The sequence below is a fragment of the Lentzea californiensis genome (genome assembly GCF_024648825.1).
Classification (GTDB): domain Bacteria; phylum Actinomycetota; class Actinomycetes; order Mycobacteriales; family Pseudonocardiaceae; genus Lentzea; species Lentzea californiensis.
On record NZ_JANBBE010000001.1, the window covers coordinates 1496547 to 1522064 of the forward strand.

Genomic DNA, 25518 nt, shown 5'->3' on the forward strand with positions numbered 1-25518 from the left:
TCCAGGTTAGTCGTACCCTGAGGCCCATGCAGTCCCCTGAGGAACTGGCGTCAGCGCTCGACGCCGCGGGGTACCTGCCGGACGGCGGGATCGCCACGGCGGCGTTCCTCGCGGTCCGGATGGGGCGGCCGCTGTTCCTCGAAGGCGAACCCGGCACCGGCAAGACCTCGCTCGCGCTCGCGCTGGCCAAGTCGATGGACGTGCCGCTGATCCGCCTGCAGTGCCACGAGGGCATCGACGCCACGCAGGCCTTGTACGACTGGGACTACCCGCGTCAGCTCATGCACCTGCGGGTGCTGGAGACGCGCGGCGAGGTGGACGAGGCGTCCCTCTACACGCGACGGTTCCTGCTGGCCAGACCACTGCTGCAGGCGTTGGAGAGCGCACCTTGCGTGCTGCTCGTCGACGAGATCGACCGGGCGGACGACGAGTTCGAGGCGTTCCTGCTGGAGGTGCTGTCCGAGAACGCGGTCAGCATCCCCGAGTTCGGCGAGATCAGGGCGACGACGCCCCCGCTGACGGTGCTGACCTCGAACCGGACCCGCGAGGTGCACGACGCGTTGAAGCGCCGCTGCCTCTACCACTGGCTGGAGCACCCGGCCCTGGAGCGCGAGGTCGCGATCCTGCGCCGCACCCTGCCCGGTCTCGACGAACGGCTCGCGGTCCGGGTCGCGGAGGCCGTGCAGAAGATGCGGGGCCTCGACCTGCTGAAGCCGCCGGGTGTCGCGGAGTCGCTGGACTGGGCACGGGCGTTGCAGGCGCTGGGCCGCGCGGAGCCGGACACGACGACTCTCGGGGCGGTCCTGAAGTACCGGGAGGACGCGGAACGCGTGATCGGGAGCACAATCGTGGGGTGACGGAAGCCTGCGTCGGGTTCACGAGCGTCCTGCGGGGCGCCGGACTCCAGTGCGGGCCCGACCGCGTCCAGGCGTTCCTGCGGGCCACCGAGCACGTCGACCTCTACTGGGCCGGGCGCCTCACGCTGTGCGCCGACCCGGACGACCTGCCGCGCTACGACGCCGCGTACCGGGCGTACTTCGGCGGCACCCCGCCCCGTCCGCGCACGACGGTCGAGCTCGACTCGATGACCGTCGGCGTGGCCGCGTCCGACGTGGAAGTGTTGAAGCACAAGGACATCTCCGAGTTCAACGCGGCCCCGCTGATCGCCCGGCTGAACCCGCTCCCGCCGCGCAGGCGGTCGCGACGCCTGCGCAAGGCCCGTCGCGGCCGGATGGACCTGGCCCGCACGGTGCGCGCGATGATCGAGACCGGCGGTGAGATCGCCCTGCCGCGCCACCGCAAGCGGGGCTCGAAGCCACGCCGGCTGGTGCTGCTGATCGACGTCTCCGGCTCGATGGCCGCCTACTCGGACGCGCTGCTGAGGTTCGCGCACGTCATCGCGCACGCGATGCCCGTCGAGGCCCGCACGATCGGCACCCGGCTCACGCGCGTGACCCGCCAGCTCCGGGAACGCGACCCGGAACGGGCTCTGCGGGCCGCCGGCCGCGCGATCCCCGACTACGAGGGCGGCACCCGGCTCGGCGACGCGCTGCGGCGGTTCAACCAGCAGTGGCGGCAGCGGGGTGCGGTGGTCGTGCTGTTCAGCGACGGCTGGGAACGCGGTGACCCGAGCCTGCTGGCGAGCGAGATGGCGAGGCTGAGGCGCGTGAGCCACAAGGTCATCTGGGCCAACCCGCACGCGGGCAAGCCCGGCTACCGGCCCGTCCAGCAGGGTGTGCTGGCGGCGCTCCCGCACGTCGACACGATGGTCGCAGGCCACAGCGTGCACGCGTTGGAAGAACTGCTGAAGGAGGTGCGCCGTGCGTGATGTCCTCTACGACCTCGCCGAGCGGGTGGCGAACGGTGAGACGGTCGGGGTCGGCACGGTGGTCGCGACCTTCAGTTCGGCGCCCCGGCCGGCGGGTGCGGCGATGCTCGTGACGCAGGACGGCGAGGCGGTCGGCAGCGTGTCCGGCGGGTGCGTCGAGGGCGCTGTCTACGAACTGGCGCAATCGTTGGACACCCCGGTTCTGCAGCGGTTCGGAGTCAGCGACGACGACGCGTTCGCTGTCGGGCTGACCTGCGGCGGGATCATCGACATCTACGTCGAGAAGATCGACGCCAGCACGTTTCCCCAGCTCGGTGAGGTGGTGGAGACGGTCCGTGCGGAGGAACCTGTCGCCGTCGCTACGGTGATCGAGCACCCGGACGGCATCGGCCGGCGCATGGTCATCTGGCCGGACCGCCGTGACGGCAGTCTTGGCAGCGCACGGATCGATGACGCCGTCGCGGACGACGCGCGCGGGATGCTCGCTTCAGGACGGAGCGGCGTGCTGCAGTACGGGCCGGACGGTCAGCGGCGTGGCGAGGGCATGAGCGTCTTCGTGAACTCGTTCGAGCCGCCGCCGCGCATGCTCGTGTTCGGAGCGATCGACTTCGCGGCCGCGATGGCCCGCCTCGGCGCGTTCCTCGGCTACCGCGTCACCGTCTGCGATGCGCGACCGGTCTTCGCGACGCGCAGCCGGTTCCCCGAGGCGGACGAGGTCGTCGTCGCCTGGCCGCACAGGTACTTGCAGGCCGAAGCGTCCAAGCTCGACGAACGCACGGTCATCGCGGTCCTGACCCATGATCCGAAGTTCGACGTGCCGCTGCTGGAGGTCGCGTTGCGGCTCAAGGTCGGCTACGTGGGAGCGATGGGATCCCGCCGCACGCACGAAGACCGGTTGCAACGGTTGCGGGAAGCAGGTCTGACCGAGGGTGAACTAGAGGCTTTGGCCTCGCCGATAGGCCTGGACCTGGGGGCGCGGACGCCGGAGGAGACGGCGGTGTCGATCGCCGCGGAGATCATTTCCTTGCGGTGGAAGGGAAGCGGGCGGCGTCTCGTCGATCTTGGTGAACCGATTCATCACTGATCGGGTTGTTGAACCCGCAAACAGGGAGCAAGCTGGAGTGACCCTCGTCACTCAAGGCCCACCACCCCTGGGAGGGGTCAATGCACATCTCGGTCAACGTCGACGGAGTGACATACGCCGACGAGGTCGAACCCCGCCTCCTGCTCGTGCACTACCTACGGGAGCGATTGAGCAAGACCGGCACCGTGGTCGGTTGCGACACCGGCAACTGCGGCGCCTGCACCGTCCACCTCGACGGCCACAGCGTGAAGTCGTGCCAGATGCTCGCCGTGCAGGCGAACGGGCACGAGGTCACCACGATCGAAGGCCTCGCTCGCGACGGCAAGCTGCATCCGGTGCAGGAGGCTTTCCACTCGAACCACGCCTTGCAGTGCGGGTTCTGCACTCCCGGCATGATCATGCAGGCCATCGACCTGCTCGCCGACGAGTCCGATCCCGACGACGAGACCGTGCGCAAAGGCCTGGAGGGCAACCTCTGCCGCTGCACGGGTTACCAGAACATCGTGCGCGCGGTGCAGGACGCGGCGCAGCGGATGAAACCGGGCGCCGGGCCCAAGCAGGAACAGCACAGCGACGAGCACATCAGCTCCAAGCAGCCGGTAGGTGGCGAATGACCGCCACAGCGGAACCGGAGATCGGCAAGGCACGGCTCCGCAAGGAGGACGCGCGGCTGATCACCGGCCAGACCACGTGGACCGACAACCTCCAGCTGCACGGCATGCTGCACATGGCCGTCCTGCGCAGTCCCGTCGCCCACGCCCGCATCACCGGCATCGACGTCAGCCGCGCGACCTCGATGCCCGGTGTGGCCGTGGTGCTGACCGGTGAGGACTTCGCCGCCGAGCAGGGTTCTCTGCCGTGCGCCTGGCCGATCACCGAGGACATGAAGTCGCCGCCCGCACCCGCCATGGCCGTCGCCCAGGTCAACTTCGCCGGTGAGGCCGTCGCCCTCGTGATCGCCGACAGCGCCTATCACGCCGCGGACGCGCTGGAGGCGATCGACATCGACTACGACGAGCTGCCGGTCGTGCTCGACATGGAAGAAGCCCTGCGGGACAACGACCTCGTGCACCCGGACCTCGGCACGAACAAGTGCGCGACGTGGATCTTCGACTCCGCCGAGGCCGGTGTCGGGACGAACGTCGAGGACGAGATCGCGTCCGCCGAGGTCGTGATCGAGCGGACGTTCAAGCAGCAGCGGCTGATCCCGGCGTTCATGGAACCCCGGTCGGTCGTCGTGGACACGACCGCGGGCATGTTCACCGTCTGGTCGGCGACGCAGATCCCGCACATCCTGCGCTGGATGCTGTCCGCCGTCACGGGCATCTCCGAGCACAAGCTCCGCGTGATCGCGCCGGACGTCGGCGGCGGGTTCGGCGGCAAGCTCCAGGTCACCCCGGAAGAACTGCTGTGCCTGCTGGTCGCGCGCCGCATGGGCCGTCCGGTGAAGTGGACGGAGTCGCGCACCGAGTCGATGCTCTCCGCGCACCACGGCCGCGACCAGGTCCAGAAGATCACGCTGTCCGCCCGCCGCGACGGCACCGTGACCGGCCTCAAGGTCGAGCTGCTCGCCGACATGGGCGCCTACCTGCGCCTGGTCACGCCGGGCGTGCCGATCCTGGGCGCCTTCATGTTCAACTCGATCTACAAGTTCGCCGCCTACCGGTTCGTCTGCACCAACGTCTTCACGAACAAGGTGCCCACGGACGCCTACCGCGGCGCCGGACGGCCCGAGGCCACCTTCGCGATCGAGCGGATGATGGACGAGCTCGCGGTCGAGCTCGGCGTGGAGCCGATGAAGATCCGCGAGATGAACTGGATCAGGCACGAGGAGTTCCCGTTCGACACGGTCGCCGGCCTGACCTACGACTCCGGCAACTACGAGGCCGCGACGGCCCGCGCGATGGAGCTGTTCGGGTACGAGGAGATGCGCGAGGAGCAGGCGAGGCGCCGTTCTTCCGGTGACGTGGTCCAGCTCGGCATCGGGATCTCCACCTACACCGAGATGTGCGGCCTCGCGCCGTCGCGGGTGCTGGGCGCTTTGCGTTATGCCGCAGGCGGCTGGGAGACCGCGTCGATCCGCATGCTGCCCACCGGCAAGGTCGAGGTGATCACGGGAACCTCGCCGCACGGGCAGGGCCACGAGACGGTCTGGTCGCAGATCGTCGCCGACAAGCTCGGCGTGCCGTTCGACGACGTCGAGGTGCTGCACGGCGACACGGCGACGTCGCACAAGGGCATGGACAGCTACGGGTCGCGTTCGCTGGCTGTCGGTGGCACGGCGCTGGTGTACGCGGCGGACAAGGTCCTGGCCAAGGCGCGGACGCTGGCCGCGCACATGATGGAGTGCGACGAGGTGGACGTGGAGTTCGCCTCCGGCTCGTTCTCCGTCCGAGGCACGTCGACGGTCCGTTCGCTGGGTGACGTGGTGCTGGCCGCGCACGTCGCGCACGACCTGCCCGAGGGCATGGAACCCGGCATGGACGCCGACGCCACGTTCGACCCGGACAACTTCTCGTTCCCGCACGGAACCCATTTGTGCGCAACGGAAGTCGACACCGAGACGGGCATGGTGCGCATCAGCCGGTACGTGGCGGTGGACGACGTCGGCACGGTCATGAACCCGTTGATCGTCGACGGTCAGGTGCACGGCGGGCTCGCGCAGGGCATCGCGCAGGCGCTGTACGAAGAGGCCACGCACGACGAGATGGGCACGCTGACGTCGGCGACGCTCGCCGACTACCTGGTGCCTTGCGCGGCGGACCTGCCAGCGTTTCTCACGGATCGCACGACGACACCGGCGACCTCCAACCCGTTGGGCGCCAAGGGAGTCGGTGAAGCCGGCACGATCGCCTCGACTCCTGCCGTGGTGAACAGCGTGCTGGACGCCCTGCGGCACCTGGGCGTCCGCGACATCGAGATGCCGATGTCGCCGGAGCGGGTGTGGACCGCTTTGCAGGGCCGTCCGGATCCCGGCTCGGGTGACGTGACCGCGGGTGGGCTCGGCTCGATCGACGCGCAGGGAGGACAGTCGTGATCCCGGCGGAGTTCAAGTACATGTTCCCGTCCACTGTGGACGAAGCCGTGCGGATGCTCGCCGAGGAGGGTGAGGACGCCAAGGTCATCGCGGGCGGGCAGTCGCTCGTGCCGGTGCTGCGCATGCGGCTGGCGGCGCCCACGGCGTTGATCGACATCGGTGGCCTGACCGAGCTGACGGGCGTGCGCGACGACGGCGACTCGCTGCTCATCGGTGCCATGACCACGCACTACGAGGTGCAGCGCGATCATCTGGTCCAGGACCACGCATTGTTGTTGAGGCTGGTCACGGACACGATCGCGGACCCGCAGATCCGGCACCGCGGCACGTTCGGCGGCTCGCTGTGCCACGCGGACCCGGCCGGCGACCTGCTGGCGCCGGTGCTCGCCCTGGACGCCGTGATGATCATCGCTGGGCCTTCGGGCCGTCGTGAGGTACCCGCGGCGGAGTTCTTCGTCGACTACTTCACGACTGCGCTGGCGCCGGACGAGATCCTGCTCGACGTCCGCGTGCCGAAATACACGGGCTGGGGCGCGCACTACGAGAAGCTCAACAGGGTCGCGCAGGCCTGGTCGATCGTTGCGGTCGCGGCGGCCGTGCAGGTGCGTGACGGCGCTATTTCCGCTGCTCGGGTGGGTCTCACCAACGTGGGGTCCGGGCCGTTGCGCGCTACCGAGGTCGAGGCGGCGCTGGTCGGGCAGCAGGCTTCCGCCGAGGCGATCTCCGAGGCGGCCCTGCGCGCGTCCTCGGGTGACGGTTACAAGGACAACCTGGCTCGGGTGCTCACCGGCCGTGCGCTGACGGCGGCGGTCGCGGGATGAAGTTGACGCACTCGTTCACGTCGCCGGCGCCCGCCGAGGAGGTGTGGGACGCGCTGATCGACCCCGGGCGGGTGGCGCCGTGCCTGCCCGGCGCCACCCTGACCTCGGTGGACGGCAAGACGTTCAGCGGGGAGGTGAAGGTGAAGCTCGGCCCGGTGCAGCTGCTGTACCGGGGGAGCGGCGAGTTCGTCGAGATCGACCCGGTGCTGCGCCGTGCCGTCATGAAAGCAGCGGGCAAGGACACCCGCGGCAACGGCACGGCATCGGCGGTGGTGACCTTCGTGGTCGGGGACACGGTCGAGGTCGAGACCGATCTGGCGATCACGGGCCGTCCGGCCCAACTCGGTCGCGGCCTGATCGCCGAGGTCAGCGGCCGGCTCGTCGACCAGTTCGCGGAATGCCTGGCGAGCACGCTGGGATCCGTGGATCCTGACGAGGTGGCGCAACACCAGCATCTCCGAGTGGTCCCGGACGAGCCGATCGATCTGATCGACACGGCAGGCGTTCCGGTGTTGAAGCGCGTGCTGCCCATCGCGGCGGCAGCGCTGGCGGTCGTGCTGTTAGTGGTCCTGCGACGCAGGCGGCAGCGCTGAAGCGTGCAGTCCGGTGGTCGGCATCCGTGCTGGTCACCGGCTTGCTGCTGTCCGCGTGCACCGGCTCGCCCGTCGTCGTCACCTCGGCACCCCCGGCGCCGGCGCCGACCTCCCAGGGCCCGCCCCCGCCGCGCTCGTTCGTGCTCACCGCAGGTGGCGACATCCTGATCCACCCGGCGCTGACCGACCAGGCCGTCGCCGACGGAGGCGCGGCCGGACGCGACTTCCTGCCGTTGTTCTCGGGCATCAAGGACACCCTGAAAGCCGATCTCTCGCTGTGCCACCTCGAGGTGCCGCTGGGCCCGAAGGAGGGCCCGTTCTTCGGCTACCCGGCCTTCCTGGCCCCGCCCGAGGTGGCGAAGGGCCTCGTCGACGTGGGCTACGACTCGTGCTCGACGGCCTCGAACCACACGCTGGACCGCGGCGTCTCCGCGATCACGACCACGCTGGACGCGATGGACGCCGTCGGCCTGAAGCACACCGGCTCGTTCCGCACGCAGGAGGAATCGGCGGCGCCGCTGATCCTGGACGCGAACGGCGTGAAGGTGGCGCAGCTGTCGTTCACCTACGGCTTCAACGGCATCCCGCTGCCCCAGCCGTGGCGCGCGAACCAGATCAACGCGACCAAGATCCTCGCCGACGCCCGTAAGGCGCGTGAGGCCGGTGCCGAGGTCGTCGTGCTGTCCGTGCAGTGGGGCAACGAGTACCAGCACGAGGCCACCGCCGACCAGAAGGCGCTGGCCCGGCAGCTGCTGGCCGATCCGGCCCTCGACCTGATCATCGGGACGCACGTGCACGTGGTGCAGCCGTTCGAGAAGATCGGCAACAAGTGGGTCGCCTACGGTCTCGGCAACGAGGTCGCCCGGCACGCTGAGCCTCGTGGCGTGACCGAGGAGGGGACGATCGCCCGGTTCAAGTTCGAGCAGGGGGCCGCTGGGTGGTCTGTGGTCGAGGCTTCCTACACGCCGACCCTGGTGGAGCTGGGGCCGCCGATCCGGCTCGTGGACCTGACTCGGGTGCCGGCTTCCGCGCGGCGGACCGAGGCGATCAACCGGACCGAGGGCATCGTGTTCAGCCTGGGGGCTGACAAGCAGGGGCTGGCTCGGGGCAAGCCTTAGATCGCTGGAAGGTGTGTACTTGTGAGCGGGATTGGAACGCGTCCATGTGCGACCGTGACTGAGTGCCCTCACCTGGTGTTCCGCTGACCGTCGCCCAGTTCGCCGCCCTGGCAGCAGCCGAATCCGGCTACACCGAACTCGTGGAAGGCCGCCCGGTCCTCTCTCCCGCCGGTCTGGCCGAGCACAACTTCGCCTGCGGGAATCTGATCTCGCAGCTGGCCGGCCAGCTGCCCGCGCACCTCCAGGTCACCTACGCCCCGGACGTGGACCTGGAGCTGGCCCCACCGGACGCCCCCGGTTTCGTCCGGCGCCCGGACCTGGTCGTGTTCCACCGCGGCGCCTCGGGCCAGGACCTCGTGCGGGCCCGCGAGGTGGTTCTCGCCGTCGAGGTGCTGTCGCCGCACTCGCACTACACGGACCGCCTCGCCAAGCGCCTCGACTACGCCGAAGCGGGCATCCCGTTCTACTGGCTGGTCGACCTGGCCGAGCCGGTCTCGCTGACCCCGTTGTGCCTGACTCCGGAGCGCTCCTTCGAGGAGGCGCCTCCCGCGACCACGACCTACGAGGCGCGTGACCCGTTCCCGGTGAAGATCGAGCTGGATCAGCTCGTCGACTGAACCCGCCGGAACCGCTCGACCCAGGCCTGGTCGCCCGTCTCGAACTCCGCGATCCGGTCCGGCTTCGGTGCCGTCGGCAGCACGGGCAGATAGCCGTCCACGGGCAGAAGCGAGGCGCTCGTGACGTCCCCGTCCAGCAACTGCAACGTCGCCAGCCCACACGCGTAGTCGAGGCTGGGCAGCGCGGCGGCGAGGGCCACCCCGGCCGCCATCCCGACCGACGTCTCCAGCGCCGACGACACCACGCACGGCAACCCGCACGCCTCGGCCACCTCCAGCGCCTTGCGCACACCGCCCAGCGGCGCCACCTTGATCACCGCGATGTCCGCGGCCCCGGAAACGGCCACCTTCAGCGGGTCGTCGGCCTTGCGGATCGACTCGTCCGCCGCGATAGGTACGCCCACCCTGCGCCGCACCGCCGCGAGCTCGTCCAGGGTGTGGCACGGCTGTTCCACGTACTGGAGCCCGCCCGCCGCCTTGTCCATGGCCCTGATGGCGGCGACGGCCGTGTCGACGTCCCACAGCATGTTCGCGTCGACCCGCACGAACCCCTGCGGCCCCAACGCGTCCCGCACGGCTTCGAGCCGCGCGCAGTCCTCCGCCAGCGTCGACTCGGCGACCTTCACCTTGGCCGTCGAGCAGCCCGACCTCGCCACGATCTCGTGCGCCTTCTCAGGGCTGACCACGGGCACGGTGCAGTTGACGGGGACGCGGTCCCGCACCGGCGCCGGCCAGCCGTCGTTCGCGGCCTCCAGCGCGCAGGCGAGCCAGGCCGCGGCCTCGGCGTCGTCGTACTCCTCGAACGGGCAGAACTCGCCCCACCCGGCCGGTCCTTCGAACAGCAGGCCGGTGCGCTGGGTGATGCCGCGGAACCGGGCGCGCATCGGGATGGAGTAGGCGTGCACGGCCAGATTCAAGCGCACTTCTGCAGCTCCAGCGAACGCCCGCCCCCACGCAGGTTCACCGTGCCGACGGGTTGCACGGCGAGCAACGTGCACACGATCTGCTGCACAGCAGCACCGCTGAGCTGCGACACATCGCTCGAAAGGTTCACGTCCAGGCCGTTCGCGACCCGGTCCACGGTCGCGGGCGCGGCGTCGAACGGCACCTCGGTGGACAGGCTGCGGGCCTGCTCGGCGTTGGTGGGCCCCTGCGCGAGCAACGCCACGACGTCGAACCCGCTCAGGCTGCCCTCCGGCCGCCCGACGGGCACCACGCCGCCGTCGGAGGAGACCCAGAAGAGCGACGGCGAGGTGTTCTCGACGGCGCCGCTGGGCGCTTCGAGTCCCGGGATCGGGTCGGTGGGGCGGATGCCGCAGGCGGTGAGGACGGCGAGGACGAGCGCCGCGAGCCCGAGCTCACGCAGGTGCGTTCGCTCTGGCGCCTTCCGCTGCCCGTTACCCCGGCGGCGTGGTCGGTTCGCTGTTGCGGACGCACCTTCGTGAGGCTGGGTGGATTCGTGCGCACAGCTGACTCCGGTCCTGGAGAGGTGGACTCCGTTGCGGTGGGTGCTTGCTTTGCAGGCGGCGCAGACGGCATCCAGGTCTCCGGCAGGCGCGCCCACACCAGCGTCTGCCCGCGGCACCGCGAGCCCAAGCTCACGCAGGGGTCCCCTCCCGGGGGTCCCCCTGTTTCCATTCTCCCAGGCGGCACCGACAGTTCCCGGCCTCAAGACCCACCGTCCAGCGGCAGCCGCAGCGTGAACAAAGCACCGCCACCCGCCCGGTTGGCCGCCTCCAGCGTGCCCCCGTGCAGCCGCGCGTTCTCCCACGCGATCGCCAGCCCGAGCCCCGAGCCCTCCGACCGCCCCCGCGACGAGTCGGCCTTGTAGAACCGCGCGAACACGTGCGGCAGGACCTCGTCGGGCAGGCCCGGCCCGGAGTCCGCCACCTCGATCACCAGCACGGGTCCCGCCACCGACAGCTCGAGCGACACCGGTGGCGAGCCGTGCCGCAGTGCGTTGCCGACCAGGTTCGCCACGATCACGTCCAGCCGGCGCGGGTCCAGGCGTGCGCGCACGCCGTCCGGCAGTGACGCGGACACCTCCGAGAAGCCGCGCATCCGCAGGCAGGTCCGCACCACCTCGGCCACGTCGACGTCGTCGAGCGCGAGAGCCGCCGTTCCCGAGTCGAACCTGGTGACCTCGATCAGGTCGTTCACCAGCCGCGTCAGGTTCTGCGTCTCGCGGTTCACCAGCCGTGCCGCCTGGCCCGCCACGCCCGGCAGGGAGGCGGTCTCGGCGTCCAGCACGTCGGTCACGGCCGTCATCGCGGCCAGCGGGGTCCGCAGTTCGTGCGACACGTCCGCCACGAACCGACGCGCGTCGGCCTCCATCCGGCGCAGCTCGCCCACGTGGTGTTCCAGTGACGAAGCCGTGCTGTTGAACGTCGACGCGACGGAGGCCAGTTCGTCCCGCCCGCGCACCGGCACCCTCGCGGAGAGCTCGCCCTGCCCTAGTTTCCAGGCGGCCAGCTGCAGTTCCCGCACGGGGCGCAGCACGCCGCGGGCCGCCAGGAAACCCAGTCCCAGGGCCAGGAGCAGGACGGCGCCGCCGATCAGCCACGCGTTGCGCGCCAGTTCGTCGACGAACGCGATCTCCGACGTGAACGGCCGCAGCACGTACACCTCGATGCCCGACGGGGCGCCGGACGCCACCCGCAGCTGCATGCCCACGACGAGCCAGACACTGTCCGCGTACGACACGCGCTGCCAGCCGACGCGTCCGGACGAGACGAGCGAGCGCAGCTCCGCCGTGATCACCGCGGGGTTCATGCCTCCCGCGGAAGTCCCGTTGCCGTAGGCCAAAGCCTGGCCCTCACGGCCGGAAACCCTTGCGGCGACCCGTTCCAGGACGGCGGCGTCCACTGCTCGGGCGGGCAGCGGGTAGAGCTGTTCGACGCGGTTCGTGGTCTCGATGACGGCGTTGTCCTGTGCTCGCTGCACGATCGCGTCGCGTGCCCGCACGTAACCTGCACCGGCGACGGCCGCGGCGGTCACGATGGTCAGGAACGTGAAGGCGAGCAGCAACCGCAGGCGGAGCGTCACAGCGGCCCGAAGCGGTAGCCGAAGCCCCGCACCGTCTGGACGTACACGGGCGCTGCCGGATCGTCCTCGATCTTCGACCGCAGCCGTTGCACGCACGCGTCGACCAGCCGCGAGTCGCCGAGGTAGCCCTGATCCCACACGGAACCCAGCAGTTGCTGCCGTGACAGCACGCGGCCCGGCGACGAGGAGAGTTCCAGCAGCAGCCGCAGTTCCGTCGGCGCCAGCGACACCGGCTTGCCGAACCGCGTCACGACGAGGCCCTCGCGGTCGATCGTCAGGTCGCCGTGGCGTTCGGCCACGACCTCGGTGACGGAGGCGGACGAACGGCGCAGCACGGCGCGGATGCGGGCCTCCAGCACACGGGCCTGGGCCGGCTTGGCCACGTAGTCGTCGGCACCGGCCTCCAGACCCGCGACCACGTCGATGTCATCGTTGCGCGCGGTCAGCATGATGATCGGGAGGTCGCCGGAGGCACGGATGCGGCGGCACACCTCGAACCCGTCCACGCCCGGCAGCATCAGGTCCAGCACGACGACGTCAGGCGTGACGCTGCCCAGTAGTTCGAGGCCTTCCTCGCCCGTGCGCACCGCGTCCACGGTGTGTCCCTGGTAGGTCAGGGCGAGCGACAGTCCCTCGCGGACCGCCTCGTCGTCCTCGATCAGCAGTACGCGCGGCATGCCCTCCAGCCTTCCCGACGGGTCTCATGGGGACGTTCGTGCGACGTCATCGTTGCGTAACGACCGTCCGTGCGCAGTTGTTGCAGAGCCATCACGCCGCGCGGACACAGGTTCGACAGCCTCTGCGACATGCGAAAAGTGCTACTGGCGATGAGCTTCGCGGCCATCGCGGTGATCACTACCGCCACCCCGGCGCTGGCCATCAGAGGCGGCGTCGAAGCCCAGGCGCCCTACCCGTTCGCCGGCTCGCTGCAACGCCCCGACTCGCCGCGCGCGGACGGCCACACCTGCGGCGTCACGCTGGTCGCGCCGGGCTGGGCCGTCACCGCGGGCCACTGCACCCGCAACAACCCCAGTCTCGCCCAGGTCGGCAGGCCGAAGAACTGGTCGGTGCGGCTCGGCACGCTCGACGCGGGCAGCGGCGGCGAGGTGGTCGAGGTCGAACGGTTCATCACCTACTCGCCCAACCCCGTCCACGACGGCGACATCGGCCTGCTGAAGCTGAGGAGGAACGCGCGGACCAAGCCCGTCACGCTGCCGTCGGCCCGGCCCGCCGAAGGCACGACGGCGCGGATCCTCGGGTGGGGCATGACGTGCGACCGCCGCGCGCCCGAGTGCTACCCGCAGAAGCTGCGCGAGGCGGACACCGTGATCCAGCCGGCAGGGGCCTGCGACGGCATCTTCGCTGATCGTGAGCTGTGCATCGGCGCGCTGGACGGCAGCGTCGCCGCCACGAACATGGACTCCGGTGGCCCCGCACTCGTCCGCGACGGCGACCGCTGGGTGATCGCCGGCCTCGTGAGCGGCTCCGGCGGTGACGACCGGCCGGTCATGTACACCGACGTCCACCACTTCAAGGGCTGGATCGACGACGTCGTCACGGGGAAGGTCAACCCGCCGGACACCCCCGTCCCGAACCTCGAGGGCGCCGCGTCACTGGCAGGGGTCTGCTCGGCGTCTGTGGTCAGGACCGATCACAGCAAGCCCGGCGACCAGGCGCTCCTGCTCACCAACGGCCACTGCGTCCCGGAACGCCCTGCCCCCGGCGAGACCCTGAGGGACGTCGCGATCAAGCTCCCGGTGACCATCGGCGGCCGCCAGGGCTACCCGCAGGCCAAAGGCGAGACGAGACGTCTCGTCTCGGCGACCATGACCAGCACCGACACCGCGCTCTTCGAGCTCGACCAGACGTACGCGCAGCTCAAGGCCAAGGGCGTGAAGATCTTCAAGCTCTCGGACCGGTCGGCCAGGCCAGGACAGCGCGTCGACATCATCTCGGCGGGCAACGGCAAGCGCTTCAGCTGCACCATCGAGACCGTCGTCCCGCATCTGCGCGAAGAGGGCTACACGCAGGACAACTCCTACCGCTACGACCCGAAGTGCACGCCGTCTCACGGTGGTTCGGGCTCACCGATCGTGCTCAGCGACGGCGTCACCGTCGTCGGCGTGCACAGCACCGGCAACGACAGCGGCGAGCAGTGCACGGCGAACAACCCCTGCGAGGTCGCGGCGGACGGCTCGGTGACCGTGCGCCAAGGCGCCCGCTACGGCCAGCAGGTCAAGCACCTAGCCGGACGGCCGGTCGAGCACTCCGACGACCGCTACCGCCCGGACATGGTCAGCTTCTCGATCGAGAACTCCCAGCAGGCGCACCCGGCGCTGCTGCGGGACTGGAGGGCCTCGTGAACCGGATCGACCTCGTGGTGCTGGACATCGCCGGCACGACCGTGGAAGAACACGGGTTGGTCTACGAAGCGCTGGCGGACACCGTGGTCGCGGCCGGCGGATCAGCGCTGGACGTCGGCAGGTGGATGGGCGCGGACAAGTACGAGGCGATCTCGGCGATGCTCGGGAAGTCCGAAGTGGACGCCGAGTTCAAGGACTTCCACGAGCGGCTCGCGCAGTACTACGCCGAGACGCCGCCGACGCCGATCCCCGGTGTGCCGGAAGCGTTGGCGCGTCTGCGCAGCAACGACGTCAAGGTCGCGCTCACCACGGGCTTCGACAGGCCGGTCGTGGACGGGCTGCTCGACGTCCTGGGCTGGCATGAGGGCGTGCTGAACGCGGTGGTGTGCGTGGACGACGTGACAGCCGGCCGTCCGGCGCCTTACATGATCTTCAGGGCGATGGAGCTGACCGGCGTCAGGGACGTCCGGCGCGTGCTGACCGCCGGCGACACCACGAGAGACCTGCAGGCGGGCACGAACGCGGGTGCGGCGTTCGTCGTCGGCGTGCTCAGCGGCAGCCAGACGGCGGAGGAACTCGGCGCCGTCCAGCACACGCACCTGCTGAAGTCGGTCGTCGAGATCCCCGCGCTAATCCAAAGCGGCGGTGTGGCGTAGCTGCTCCGGAGCCGGGTCCGCGACCAGGACCCGCAACGCGTCCGCGAACTGGTCGAAGCGCCGGTCGAACTCGGCCAGCTCGCGCGACGGCTCCGCGACCAGCGCCGCCCTGCCCGGTCTGGGCACGGCGGACGTCAGCGCGTCGCGGAGGGGCTGGGCCCGGCGCAACGCCACGAGCAGCGTCCACAGCCGTTGCTCGACCAAGGCGACCTGCACCGGGTCGCCCGTCACGCGCTGGAAGTCCGAACGCACGGCGGTGGCGCGGCGGCGTTGCGCGGGGCAGGTGAAGTCGGCGGACCGGACGACCTGGGCGTCCGGTGCCTTCCTGGCGAGGGCTTCCTCCGACCGGAACCGCCGCACTGGCGGGGCCCCGGCCGGGTTCCACATCCACCAGGCCGTCATCCGACCAGGTCGTCCGCGTCGACGATCTTGTACGCGTAGCCCTGCTCGGCCAGGAACCGCTGCCGGTGGGCGGCGTAGTCGGTGTCGAGCGTGTCGCGCGAGACGACCGAGTAGAAGTGCGCCTGCCGGCCGTCGCCCTTGGGGCGCAGGATGCGGCCGAGGCGCTGGGCCTCCTCCTGCCGCGACCCGAAGGTGCCGGACACCTGGATGGCGACGGACGCCTCGGGCAGGTCGATGGAGAAGTTCGCGACCTTGGACACCACCAGGGTGCGGAGCTCACCCTTGCGGAACTGGTCGAAGAGCACCTCGCGCTCCTTGTTCTTCGTCGATCCCTTGATCACCGGCGCCCCCAGCTCCTCGCCCAGTTCGTCGAGCTGGTCCAGATAAGCACCGATCACGAGCGTCGGCTCGCCGGGATGCCGCTCCAGCACCCGCTTGACCACCGCGATCTTGGTCCGGGCCGTCGAGCAGAGCTTGTAGCGCTCCTCCGGTTCGGCCGTCGCGTACTGCAGCCGCTCGTTGTCGGTGAGGGTCACCCGGACCTCGGTGCACTCGGCGGGGGCGATCCAGCCCTGCGCCTCGATGTCGCGCCACGGCACGTCGTACCGCTTCGGCCCGATCAACGAGAAGACGTCGCCCTCCTGGCCGTCCTCGCGCACCAGCGTCGCGGTGAGTCCGAGACGGCGGCGCGACTGCAGGTCGGCGGTCATCCGGAACACCGGCGCGGGCAGCAGGTGGACCTCGTCGTAGACGATCAGGCCCCAGTCGCGCGAGTCGAACAGGTCGAGGTGCTTGTACTCGCCCTTCGACTTGCGGGTGATCACCTGGTAGGTCGCGATCGTGACCGGGCGGATCTCCTTGCGCTCACCCGAGTACTCGCCGATCTCCTCCTCGGTGAGCGAGGTGCGCGCGATCAGCTCCCGCTTCCACTGCCGGCCAGCCACGGTGTTCGTGACCAGGATCAGCGTGGTCGCCTGGGCCTCGGCCATCGCCGCCGCGCCGACCAGCGTCTTGCCCGCGCCGCAGGGCAGCACGACGACGCCGCTGCCACCGGCCCAGAACGCCTGGGCGGCCATCCGCTGGTAGTCGCGCAGCTTCCAGTCGTTCTCCTCCAGCTCGATCGCGTGCGCCTCGCCGTCGACGTACCCGGCGTGGTCCTCGGCCGGCCACCCGACCTTGAGCAGCAGCTGCTTGACCCGCCCGCGCTCGCTCGGGTGCACGACGACGGTGTCGTCGTCGATGCGGGCCCCGAACATCGGCGCGATCTTCTTGTTGCGGAGCACCTCCTCGAGCACCGCGCGGTCGTTGGAGTGCAGGACCAGCCCGTGCACGGGGCTGTTGGTCAGCACCAGCCGCCCGAAGCGGCCCATCGTGTCGACCACGTCCACCAGCAGCGGCTGCGGCACCGGGTAGCGGCTGAACCGCACCAGCGCGTCGACCACCTGCTCGGCGTCGTGCCCGGCCGCTCGCGCGTTCCACAAGGCCAACGGCGTCACGCGATACGTGTGCACGTGCTCCGGAGCTCGCTCCAGCTCGGCGAACGGCGCGATGGACGTGCGCGCGTCGTTCGCGAGCGGGTGGTCGACCTCGAGCAGCAGCGTCTTGTCCGACTGGACGATCAATGGGCCATCGGTCACGCCGACAAGTCTCCCTGACGACGCCAAATGCGTTCGACCTGCGTCAACTGGTGACGACAACTGTGAGGCGACACACGAAGCCAACATGCCGTGTCGTACGTTCTCGCCCATGAGCACCGAGTCGACTGATCCCGTCGAGCCGCCGGCCGTGGTGACCCCGGAACCCGCGGAGACCGAGACCGACGAGTCGCCCAACAAGAACAGCTGGCTGAAGTTCGCCATCGTCGGTGTGCTGGCGGTCGTGCTCGTCGGCGGCGGTGTGTGGGCGCTGACGGCACTCAACAGCACCGGTGTCGGTGACTGCGTCAGCGCCTCGCCCAAGGACGTGGACAAGCCGGACGGCGACTGGAACATCTCGACGAAGAGCTGCGACGACGCCGCTGCCACGCACCGGGTCGCCGCCGTGCTGGCCAACGCCGAGGACCAGTGCCCCGCCGAGGGCATCTACGAGCAGATGCAGTCGGGCGGCGACAAGTCGATGTGCCTGATGCCGAACCTCGCCGAGGGCAACTGCTACACGTCGAGCGACGACGGCGCCTTCAAGAAGGAGGCCTGCACCACGGAGTCGCCCGTGAAGATCGTGAAGAAGGTCGACGGGCTGCCCGAGGAGGGCTCGGTGTGCCCCGAGGGCTCCAGCGAGCTGCGGTTCAGCGAGCCGGCGTCGGTCTACTGCATGGGTGTCCACGAAGGATCCTGATCGGGTGAACTCGGTTGAGTTGACCCCTCTCTGACGCCGATACCCAGGCCATGAAGAAGGTCGGCCTGGGTATCGCCGCTGTCCTCGCGTTCCTGCTGCTCGGCGGGTTCGTCGTGAACCAGCTCGGCGACGTGGCCGAGGCGGCGCGGGCGGGCGACTGCGCGCGGATCTCCGGCGCGTTCGACAACCCGACCTACCAGGCGCTCGACTGCGGTTCCGAGCAGGCGAACGTCAAGATCGCCAAGGTCCTCGACTGGAACGAGAAGGCCTGCCCGTCCGGCGGCATGGACTACTCGACGTACACGGGCGACGCCACTCTGTGCCTCATGCCGAACTTCGTCGAGGGCGCCTGCTACGGCCAGAACCCCGAGAGCGGCATCGCGAAGGTCGACTGCTCCACGAAGGACTCGGTGAAGGTCGCCAAGGTGTTCAGCGGCAAGGCCGACCGCACCGTCTGCGGCGACTCGCGCGCGGCGGTCTTCCCCGAGCCCGCGATCACCTTCTGCCTGGAGCGCGGCGGCCAGAAGCAGTGACTCCGTCCGGATCGGACAGCACTGACGGTCGCCGATCCCTTGTGGACGGAAGCCGTCCGCTGCCCGTCAGGTTCTCGCCGTAACGTTTCCGTAAAGCTCCAGCGCTTTGCTGCGCCACATGGCACTGTCTGCTCCGGCTGTGTCGGGGGGCATGGGCCATCTGGGGTATTTGGGAAATGAGAGAACCGCATGAGCACGACTGAATCCGCTTCGCCCGCGTCAGCGCCGGAGCCCACGCAGGAGCCGCGCCGAAGAAGTCGAGCATCGGCAAGCGGATCCTGACCTACGTCGTCGGCCTGATCGTCGTCGGCGGCGCGTTCTACGCGTTCAACTACTTCAGCAGTGACGTCGCGCAGGCGAAGGCCGGCGACTGCGCCGCCGTCTCCGGCACGTCGACCAGCCCCTGAGTACAAGCCGGTCGACTGCGGTGCCGCCGAGGCGAACTACACGGTCGGCAAGGCCGGCGGCACGAGCGAGGTGTGCGGCAAGGGCTACGACGAGTACACGCAGTCGCAGCGCCGCGGCCCGAAGACGAAGCTGTGCCTCGCGCCGCTTCTCGCCGAGGGCAAGTGCTACGCCGAGAACACCGGTGGCGTCGGCGCGAAGGCCGTCGAGTGCGGCGGGTCGGCCGCCTTCAAGGTGACCAAGACCGTCAAGGACACCGCCGCGCCGCAGTGCGCGGAGGGTGAGGAGCCGCAGTCCTTCCCCGAGGCGAAGCTGCACTACTGCCTTGGGGCACCCGCGTAACAGGCTTGATCCAGCGAAACCCGGAGTCGTGTCCCCACGGCTCCGGTTTCGCTGTCTTTCGCGTGACTCATCCGAGAGGAATCCAGTGACCGACCCCAACTACCCCCAGCAGCCAGGGCCTTACGGACCGCCTCCCGGTGGACAGCCGCAGCAGCCGTACGGCCAGCAGCCCGGCCAGCCCAACCCGTACGGTCAGCCGCCCCAGCAGGGCTACCCCGGCCAGCCCGGTCAGCCCTACGGCCAGCCCGGCGACCCGTACGCCCAGCAGCCGGGCCAGTACGGCCCGCCTCCCGGCCAGATGCCCGGCCAGCCCCTGGGCCAGCCGATGCCCTACGGCCCGCCCCCCAAGAAGAGCGGCGCCGGCAAGATCATCGGTTCGATCGTCAGCATCGTCGTGCTCATCGGCGTCGGCTTCCTGGTCAAGGCCCTGATCAGCGGTGGCCTGAGCGCCATCACCGAGCCGTCGGCCAAGGCGGGCGACTGCGCGAGCGTCACGGGCACCACGTTCAGCCCGAAGTACAAGAAGGTCGACTGCTCCGCGGCCGAGGCGAACTACTTCATCGCCAAGGTCATGAAGTCCACGTCGGAGGCGTGCCCGAGCGAGGACTACGCCGAGTACACCGAGTCCGGCCGCCGCAGCTCGTCGCTGAAGCTCTGCCTCGTCGAGAAGCTCGAAGAGGGCAAGTGCTACGAGGAAGAGCTCGTGAAGATGAACATGGAGGGCATGAAGCCCGTCGACTGCTCCAAGGGCAACAACGAGTTCGCCGTCCAGAAGGTCCTGAAGGTCGAGAAGGTCGTCAGGGCGGCGACCGCGGACTGCGGTGAGGCGACGGCCATCGCCTACGCGGAACCCGCGCCGGGCATCACCTACTGCATCTCGGCCGCCGGCGGCCAGTGATCGCACGAAAAATGGCGGGCCGGTTCTCCGGTCCGCCATTTCTCATGCCGAGGAACAACTAGTTCGTCGTGCCGGGTGGTAGTAGCTGCTGCACGTCCAGACGCCCGGAAAGCACGTCCTCGGTGTCCATCATGTCGGCGACGCGCTGAAGCCGGATCGGGTTCAGCGACAGCGGGAACGTGCCCACCGACACGAGGGCCGCGGTCGGTGCGTCGACGTCCGCGTAGCTGGTCAGCGAGTCCTGCACGGCGAGCTTGTTGGCCTGCGCGCGCTGCTGCGCCTCGCGCAGCACGTCCCGGAACACCTTCAGCGTCTTCGGGTTCGCGTCGGCGAACTTCTTCGACGACGCGTAGCCGGACATCGGGAAGTCCAGTGTCGGGCCGCGGGCGGTGTCGGTGACGATCTTCGCGCCGATCTTGCGCTGCGCCTTCGTGATGAAGGGCTCGATCATGAACGCCGCGTCGACCTGGCCGGCCGTCAGCGCGGCCTCCATGTCGGCGAACGCCATCGGCTTGAACTTGATCTTCTGCTTCTCGACCGCGGCGGTGTCCAGCACGGCACGCGTGGTCAGCGCGCCGATGTCGGTCTCGCTGTTCACGGCGATGGTCGGAGCCGACTTCGCGCCGGGGTCGTCGTAGTCCGACTTCGAGTCCGCGACCAGCGCCATCGAGTTCGGGCCGGCCTGGTAGGCCTCACCCTGCAGCTGCAGTTCGGTGCCCTCGGCGACCGCGCGGAAGAGGCTGACGTGCGTCGCCCACGTGAGGTCGAGCGTGGTGTCCAGCTGCTTGATGGCCTCTGCCTCGGTGGGCTGGGGGACCAGGTTGACCTGCAGGCCGGCCTTCTCGAACAGCTTCTCGGTCAGCGCGATCCGCAACGGGGCCACGTCGACGACAGGCAGCACGCCGATGCGGATGACGTTGCGCTCCACGTCCGCGTCGCCGCCGCTCGACGAACTTCCGAACAGGCCGCAGCTCGCGGTCAGGACACACGTGATGAGCACTGCAGCTAGCCGCAGGGCTGTGGCTCGGGTAGCCATGGCACCTCTCGCCGGTAGGGCTTAAGTAGCATCGATTTGATCAGTGAGTGTCGTTACAGACCGGGTCCTCCGCAGCCCCAACTGGGCGTTCCGACGGAGGCGAAGCATGCCGACAACCGGGGATGTTAACCACCTGAACGTATGAAACGACACCCCATCCCGATACGGTGAGTGCTTCTGGAGACTTCCCCCAGGGTGGGGGTGACCATTACCCTTCCGGCTCGGGTGGCACTGGTCGTAGTAGACCGACGTGTCTTCAGACGGGGTAGGGCGCCTCACCGGGCGAACGACCTCTGTGCTGCAATTCGGCCCGTTTGACGAGTCCATGCTCGGTCCTGGGGAGAGACCGGGACACTGCTGCTGGAAGAGGAAGCCCAGAGTGGCCCGACGTGAGAGAGGTCCCAGCCAGTTTGGCGTGGGTGACACCACACGCTCCGAAAGGCCCGAATCGGGTGACGGACTGGCTGCGCTGGGTAACGGACCGATGAACGTGACACCGGACCCGGTGAAGCACGACTCCGGCCCCGGATCCACCCGATCCGCGGGCTGGCGCCTGCGCAACTGGCGGTTGCGCACGAAGCTGCTCGCCGTTCTGCTCATCCCGACGGTCTGTGCGCTCGCCCTGGGTGGTCTGCGAGTCCGCAGCGACCTCCAGGCCGCGACGGAGTTCAACAACCTCGCGAACCAGATCCGCCTCGAGACCGCGGTCGCGGACCTGGTGCAGCAGCTGCAGCGCGAACGCGACCTGTCGGTCAGCTACGTCGCGTCGAACAAGAAGGTCGACAGGGTCGTCCTCGAGCGGCAGCTGCGCCGCGTGAACGACACGAGCGAGGCGTTCAGCAACAGGATCGCCGAGCTCAGCTCCGACCTGAACTCGGCTGCCGTCGAGCGCTTCCAGGTCGCGGCCAAGCAGCTCGACCGCCTGAACAGCCTCCGCAACTCGGTGCGCGACACGCAGTACCCCGCCGAGGCCGTTCAGCGCACCTACTCGGAGTCCATCGAGACGCTCCTCGCCCTCGGTGAGCAGACGATCTCCGAGATCAACGACCCGGAACTGGTGCGACTGCACCTGACCACGAACGCCATCGCGCGCATCAAGGAGCAGGAGTCGCTCAAGCGGGCGATCCTCCTGGACGTCTTCCAGCGCAAGGCGTTCACACCGTCCCAGCTGCGATCGCTGCAGGCGGCGGACGCCGAGCTCGAAGCGGCCCGCAACGACTTCCGCAAGTCCGCGACGCCCGAGCAGGCCAAGATCTACGACGACACCGTCACCGGCCTCATCGTCGACAACGCGAACGACATGCAGGAATCGGCGATCAACCAGCAGGCGGGCCAGAAGGACTTCACGCAGGTCACGCCCGAGAAGTGGGACATCGCCGCCACGCTGACGGTCAACCTGACCCGTGACGTCGAGAACCTGCTGGTCGAGCAGCTGCAGACCAAGACCGACGACCTGGCGGGCGACACGCGCACCAGGGCGTACGTCGAGTCCGGCATCGTGCTCGTGATCCTCGCGCTCGCGTTGCTGATGGCGCTGTTCGTCGCCCGCTCGATCCTCAACCCGCTGCGCACGCTGCGCCGCACGGCCCTCGACGTCGCCGACCACGGTCTCCCGGACGCGGTCGAGCGGATCCTCGCGGACCCGAACCCGGAGAACGCGGCCAAGACCGCCGTCGAGCCGGTGCCGGTGCACACGCGGGAAGAGATCGGTCAGGTGGCGCGCGCGTTCGACGCGGTGCACGGTGAAGCGGTGCGACTGGCCGCCCAGCAGGCCCTCCTGCGTGACAACGTCAACGCGATGTTCGTCAACCTGTCACGTCGTTCGCAGGCCCTGGTCGAGCGCCAGCTGAACCTGATCGACCGGCTCGAGCAGGACGAGCAGGACCCGGACCAGCTGGCCTCGCTGTTCGAGCTGGACCACCTCGCGACCCGCATGCGCCGCAACTCGGAGAACCTCCTGGTCCTCTCGGGTACGGACCTCTCGCGGCGCCTGACCCGGCCCGTCCCGGCCGCCGAGGTCCTCGGCGCCGCGGTCTCCGAGGTCGAGCAGTACGCCCGCGTGCAGGTCGGTCAGACCCCGGACCTCACGGTCCAGGGCCGCGCGGTCAACGACCTCGTGCACCTCATCGCCGAGCTGCTGGACAACGCCACGGCGTTCTCCGACCCGGTCACCAAGGTCACCGTTCGCACGGCGAAGACCCGCAAGGGCGAGCTGGCGATCGAGATCCAGGACCGCGGCGTGGGCATGGGCGAGCAGGAGATCATCGACGCCAACGAGCGGCTGGCCGACCCGCCGGACGTCGACGTCGCCGTCTCCCGCCGGATGGGCCTGTACGTGGTCGCGCGGCTCGCCAAGCGCCACGACATCAAGGTCCGCCTGCGCGGCAACGAGGACATCGAGGGCGGCACGACGGCACTGGTGATCGTGCCGGAGACGCTCACCGCGATCCCCGGCCAGGCGCCGGTCTCGACCCCGCCGTCCGGTTCCGGTTCGCTGGCCTCCGCGTTCGGCATGTCGCCGACCGCGTCGGCACCGGCGATGCCGATGCCGATGCCGCCGTCCGAGCACACGACGGAGATCGGCACCACCGCGGTCAGGGCCAGCGGCATCGCCGGCGCCTTCGGCGGTGCGACCGGTGTCACGCCGCGGATCGACGAGTCGAGCCCGAGCAACCCGGGCATCCCGGTCAACTTCGTGCCCAGCTCGCTCACCGACACCGGTGCGGGCGCGACGGCGATCCCCGTGTACAGCGACCCGCCGATCGAGGACGCGACGCCGTCCGAGCGGTGGCGTCGTGACCAGCTCGCGGCGGTCGACCCGGAGAGCTCGTTCGAGTCCACCCTCTTCACGGCCTACGAGGACCGCAACGAGGAGGCCGGCGAGATCTCCTTCGAGCCGGGCTACGAGACCACCCAGTTCGTGCCGATCCCGCCGATCGAGGACGAGCCCGTCTCGTCCAACGGCATCTCACGCGCCTCGGCCGACGAGGGTCGTCTCGACATCGGGATGGGTCACCGCAACGGGACCTCGGAAGCCTCGCGCAAGAAGATCGAGCACGACCTGGACGCCCCGACCGAACGCCTCCCGATCTACGAGGCCGTCCTGTCGCAGTGGTTCCAGGCCGTGGGCAGTGAGACGTCCGCCTCGACGGCCCAGCCGGTCCGTGCGACCGCTGAGGACGACGCACCGGCCGCCACCAACGGGCACGTCGCGTCGAAGCTCGGAGGGACGGACAAGGGCTCTGTCGAGTACATCGACGAGCCCCCGACGATCCCGCCGCTCTCGGACGGGCCCGAACCGGAGCTGCCGACCCGATCTCGCAAGCCTGTACCGGCGGTGGCACCCACCACCACGTCGGCCGCTGGTCTTCCGGTGCGCACGCCGCGCTCGAAGGTCCAGCCGGCGGCCGAGGAAGTACCCGCACCCGCCGAGCAGGAGCGAGTTGTGGAACCCGAGCCCGTTGTGGAGGAGACTCCAGCGGCGGCACCTACTTCCGAGTCGGCTTGGCAATCGCCTGCCGATGAGGGATGGCACGCGGCTCAGGCGTTGTTGAACAAGACGCCGGATACGAAGACCACGGCAGGACTGCCGAAACGGACACCCAAGGCTCAGCTCGTGCCAGGATCTGCAGCACCCAAGCCGCAGTCCCTGACGTCGACAGCGCAGCGCCCGCCGCTGCCGCCCCGTACCGCAGACGCGGTGCGCGGACGGATGTCGAGCCTGCAGAGTGGTGTCAAGCGAGGCCGGCACGCATTGATCGAGGCATACGCTGGTGACCAATCGAGCCGGCAGAACGAGGAGCAGGAGTGACGACCGCAGCGCAGCCAGGCAGCTTTGGTTGGCTTATCACCGACTTCGTGCGGAGGGTGCCCGGAGTGGCACATTCCGTTGTGGTGTCCGCGGACGGGCTGTTGCTCGCGGGATCCCAGGGCCTGCCCCGGGACCGTGCAGAGCAGCTTTCCGCGGTCGCGTCCGGACTGGTCAGCCTCACCCAGGGTGCTGCCCGCTGCTTCGAAGCAGGCGGGGTCAACCAGACGGTCGTCGAGATGGAGCGGGGCTACCTGTTCCTCATGTCGATCAGTGACGGTTCTTGCCTTGCCGTCCTGGCGGCACCCAACTGCGACATCGGCCTCGTGGCCTACGAGATGACGCTGTTGGTGGAGAGAGTCGGTCAACAACTCACCCCTGAGCTGCGCGCGCAGCTTCAGGGCGTGGTCCGTCGCTAGACCTCATCTGAAGTTCAGGGGTGAGAACCAATGGCTGGTAGATCTGGCGCTAGAGGCCGGGGCTTCGGTAGGAACTTCAACTACCAGGAGTGGGCTTCTGGCGGGTTTCAGTTCGACGAGCCTGACGCGATACCCCAAGAACCAGAGGAAACCGAGGACGCGCCCCACGATGAGCGGGT

At 69.4% G+C, this 25518-nt stretch carries 24 protein-coding genes; 17 read left to right on the forward strand and 7 right to left on the reverse strand.

All coding sequences use genetic code 11. The annotated features are described in order from the left end of the window. Positions 1-26: 26 nt before the first annotated feature. From LX88_RS07785 to LX88_RS07825, 9 genes are all read left to right on the forward strand, one after another. Positions 27-857, forward strand: a complete 831-nt coding sequence (locus tag LX88_RS07785; protein ID WP_258947078.1) for an AAA family ATPase — start codon at positions 27-29, stop codon at positions 855-857. Then, positions 854-1828, forward strand: coding sequence for a vWA domain-containing protein (locus LX88_RS07790; protein ID WP_258947079.1), 975 nt, complete (start codon positions 854-856; stop codon positions 1826-1828). Before LX88_RS07785 ends, LX88_RS07790 begins: the two co-directional genes overlap by 4 nt. Next, the gene (locus LX88_RS07795; RefSeq protein WP_258947080.1) at positions 1821-2912 is read left to right on the forward strand and encodes an XdhC family protein; all 1092 of its coding nucleotides are present in this window, start codon (positions 1821-1823) and stop codon (positions 2910-2912) included. Before LX88_RS07790 ends, LX88_RS07795 begins: the two co-directional genes overlap by 8 nt. Positions 2913-2992: 80 nt before the next feature. Continuing rightward, positions 2993-3526 carry a (2Fe-2S)-binding protein gene (locus LX88_RS07800; RefSeq protein WP_258947081.1) on the forward strand — a complete coding sequence of 178 codons (534 nt, stop codon included), beginning with the start codon at positions 2993-2995 and terminating at the stop codon, positions 3524-3526. Further along, positions 3523-5949 (forward strand): xanthine dehydrogenase family protein molybdopterin-binding subunit, encoded by a 2427-nt coding sequence (locus LX88_RS07805; protein ID WP_258947082.1) that lies wholly within the window; start codon positions 3523-3525, stop codon positions 5947-5949. The genes LX88_RS07800 and LX88_RS07805 overlap by 4 nt, the downstream gene beginning before the upstream one ends. Further along, positions 5946-6770: an FAD binding domain-containing protein gene (locus tag LX88_RS07810; RefSeq protein ID WP_258947083.1), complete on the forward strand. Its 825-nt coding sequence runs from the start codon at positions 5946-5948 to the stop codon at positions 6768-6770. The genes LX88_RS07805 and LX88_RS07810 overlap by 4 nt, the downstream gene beginning before the upstream one ends. Further along, positions 6767-7363, forward strand: a complete 597-nt coding sequence (locus tag LX88_RS07815; RefSeq protein WP_258947084.1) for an SRPBCC family protein — start codon at positions 6767-6769, stop codon at positions 7361-7363. Before LX88_RS07810 ends, LX88_RS07815 begins: the two co-directional genes overlap by 4 nt. A 26-nt stretch (positions 7364-7389) precedes the next feature. After that, positions 7390-8481 (forward strand): CapA family protein, encoded by a 1092-nt coding sequence (locus LX88_RS07820; RefSeq protein ID WP_258947085.1) that lies wholly within the window; start codon positions 7390-7392, stop codon positions 8479-8481. 62 nt (positions 8482-8543) lie between these two features. Further along, a complete protein-coding gene (locus LX88_RS07825) occupies positions 8544-9098 on the forward strand; it encodes a Uma2 family endonuclease (RefSeq protein ID WP_258947086.1) in 555 nt (184 codons plus the stop codon). Here LX88_RS07825 and LX88_RS07830 read toward each other — a convergent pair. From LX88_RS07830 to LX88_RS07845, 4 genes are all read right to left on the reverse strand, one after another. Further along, positions 9083-10003: an o-succinylbenzoate synthase gene (locus tag LX88_RS07830; protein WP_258947639.1), complete on the reverse strand. Its 921-nt coding sequence runs from the start codon at positions 10001-10003 to the stop codon at positions 9083-9085. The genes LX88_RS07825 and LX88_RS07830 overlap by 16 nt on opposite strands. A gap of 8 nt (positions 10004-10011) precedes the next feature. Continuing rightward, on the reverse strand, positions 10012-10662 hold the full coding sequence (locus tag LX88_RS07835) for a GerMN domain-containing protein (RefSeq protein ID WP_258947087.1): 651 nt from the start codon (positions 10660-10662) through the stop codon (positions 10012-10014). A 104-nt stretch (positions 10663-10766) separates the two neighbouring features. Next, positions 10767-12143: an ATP-binding protein gene (locus tag LX88_RS07840; RefSeq protein WP_258947088.1), complete on the reverse strand. Its 1377-nt coding sequence runs from the start codon at positions 12141-12143 to the stop codon at positions 10767-10769. Further along, positions 12140-12820 carry a response regulator gene (locus LX88_RS07845; protein WP_258947089.1) on the reverse strand — a complete coding sequence of 227 codons (681 nt, stop codon included), beginning with the start codon at positions 12818-12820 and terminating at the stop codon, positions 12140-12142. Before LX88_RS07845 ends, LX88_RS07840 begins: the two co-directional genes overlap by 4 nt. Positions 12821-12949: 129 nt before the next feature. Between LX88_RS07845 and LX88_RS07850 the strand changes: the two genes are divergently transcribed. Both LX88_RS07850 and LX88_RS07855 read left to right on the forward strand, forming a co-directional pair. Further along, complete coding sequence (locus LX88_RS07850) at positions 12950-14506, forward strand: trypsin-like serine protease (RefSeq protein WP_258947090.1); 1557 nt, start codon at positions 12950-12952, stop codon at positions 14504-14506. Continuing rightward, the gene (locus LX88_RS07855; RefSeq protein WP_258947091.1) at positions 14503-15162 is read left to right on the forward strand and encodes a phosphonatase-like hydrolase; all 660 of its coding nucleotides are present in this window, start codon (positions 14503-14505) and stop codon (positions 15160-15162) included. The genes LX88_RS07850 and LX88_RS07855 overlap by 4 nt, the downstream gene beginning before the upstream one ends. On the opposite strand, the gene LX88_RS07860 is transcribed toward LX88_RS07855, so the two are convergent. Both LX88_RS07860 and LX88_RS07865 read right to left on the reverse strand, forming a co-directional pair. Then, positions 15136-15564: a hypothetical protein gene (locus LX88_RS07860; RefSeq protein WP_258947092.1), complete on the reverse strand. Its 429-nt coding sequence runs from the start codon at positions 15562-15564 to the stop codon at positions 15136-15138. The two genes, LX88_RS07855 and LX88_RS07860, sit on opposite strands and share 27 nt — an antisense overlap. Continuing rightward, entirely contained in the window at positions 15561-17201 is a 1641-nt protein-coding gene (locus LX88_RS07865; protein ID WP_258947093.1) for a DNA repair helicase XPB, read from the reverse strand. Before LX88_RS07865 ends, LX88_RS07860 begins: the two co-directional genes overlap by 4 nt. Before the next feature lie 109 nt (positions 17202-17310). Between LX88_RS07865 and LX88_RS07870 the strand changes: the two genes are divergently transcribed. The 4 genes from LX88_RS07870 (at position 17311) to LX88_RS07885 (ending at position 20076) form a co-directional block, all read left to right on the forward strand. Further along, positions 17311-17898 (forward strand): LppU/SCO3897 family protein, encoded by a 588-nt coding sequence (locus LX88_RS07870; protein ID WP_258947094.1) that lies wholly within the window; start codon positions 17311-17313, stop codon positions 17896-17898. Between the two features lie 50 nt (positions 17899-17948). Next, positions 17949-18431: an LppU/SCO3897 family protein gene (locus tag LX88_RS07875; RefSeq protein ID WP_258947095.1), complete on the forward strand. Its 483-nt coding sequence runs from the start codon at positions 17949-17951 to the stop codon at positions 18429-18431. Between the two features lie 342 nt (positions 18432-18773). After that, positions 18774-19178 carry an LppU/SCO3897 family protein gene (locus LX88_RS07880; RefSeq protein WP_258947096.1) on the forward strand — a complete coding sequence of 135 codons (405 nt, stop codon included), beginning with the start codon at positions 18774-18776 and terminating at the stop codon, positions 19176-19178. A gap of 85 nt (positions 19179-19263) precedes the next feature. Further along, positions 19264-20076, forward strand: coding sequence for an LppU/SCO3897 family protein (locus LX88_RS07885; protein WP_258947097.1), 813 nt, complete (start codon positions 19264-19266; stop codon positions 20074-20076). Between the two features lie 58 nt (positions 20077-20134). On the opposite strand, the gene LX88_RS07890 is transcribed toward LX88_RS07885, so the two are convergent. Continuing rightward, complete coding sequence (locus tag LX88_RS07890; RefSeq protein ID WP_258947098.1) at positions 20135-21112, reverse strand: ABC transporter substrate-binding protein; 978 nt, start codon at positions 21110-21112, stop codon at positions 20135-20137. 484 nt (positions 21113-21596) lie between these two features. On the opposite strand from LX88_RS07890, the gene LX88_RS07895 reads away from it, so the two are divergent. Next, the gene (locus LX88_RS07895) at positions 21597-24923 is read left to right on the forward strand and encodes a nitrate- and nitrite sensing domain-containing protein (RefSeq protein WP_258947099.1); all 3327 of its coding nucleotides are present in this window, start codon (positions 21597-21599) and stop codon (positions 24921-24923) included. Further along, positions 24920-25339: a roadblock/LC7 domain-containing protein gene (locus LX88_RS07900; RefSeq protein ID WP_030470879.1), complete on the forward strand. Its 420-nt coding sequence runs from the start codon at positions 24920-24922 to the stop codon at positions 25337-25339. Before LX88_RS07895 ends, LX88_RS07900 begins: the two co-directional genes overlap by 4 nt. The last annotated feature ends 179 nt before the right edge of the window (positions 25340-25518 follow it).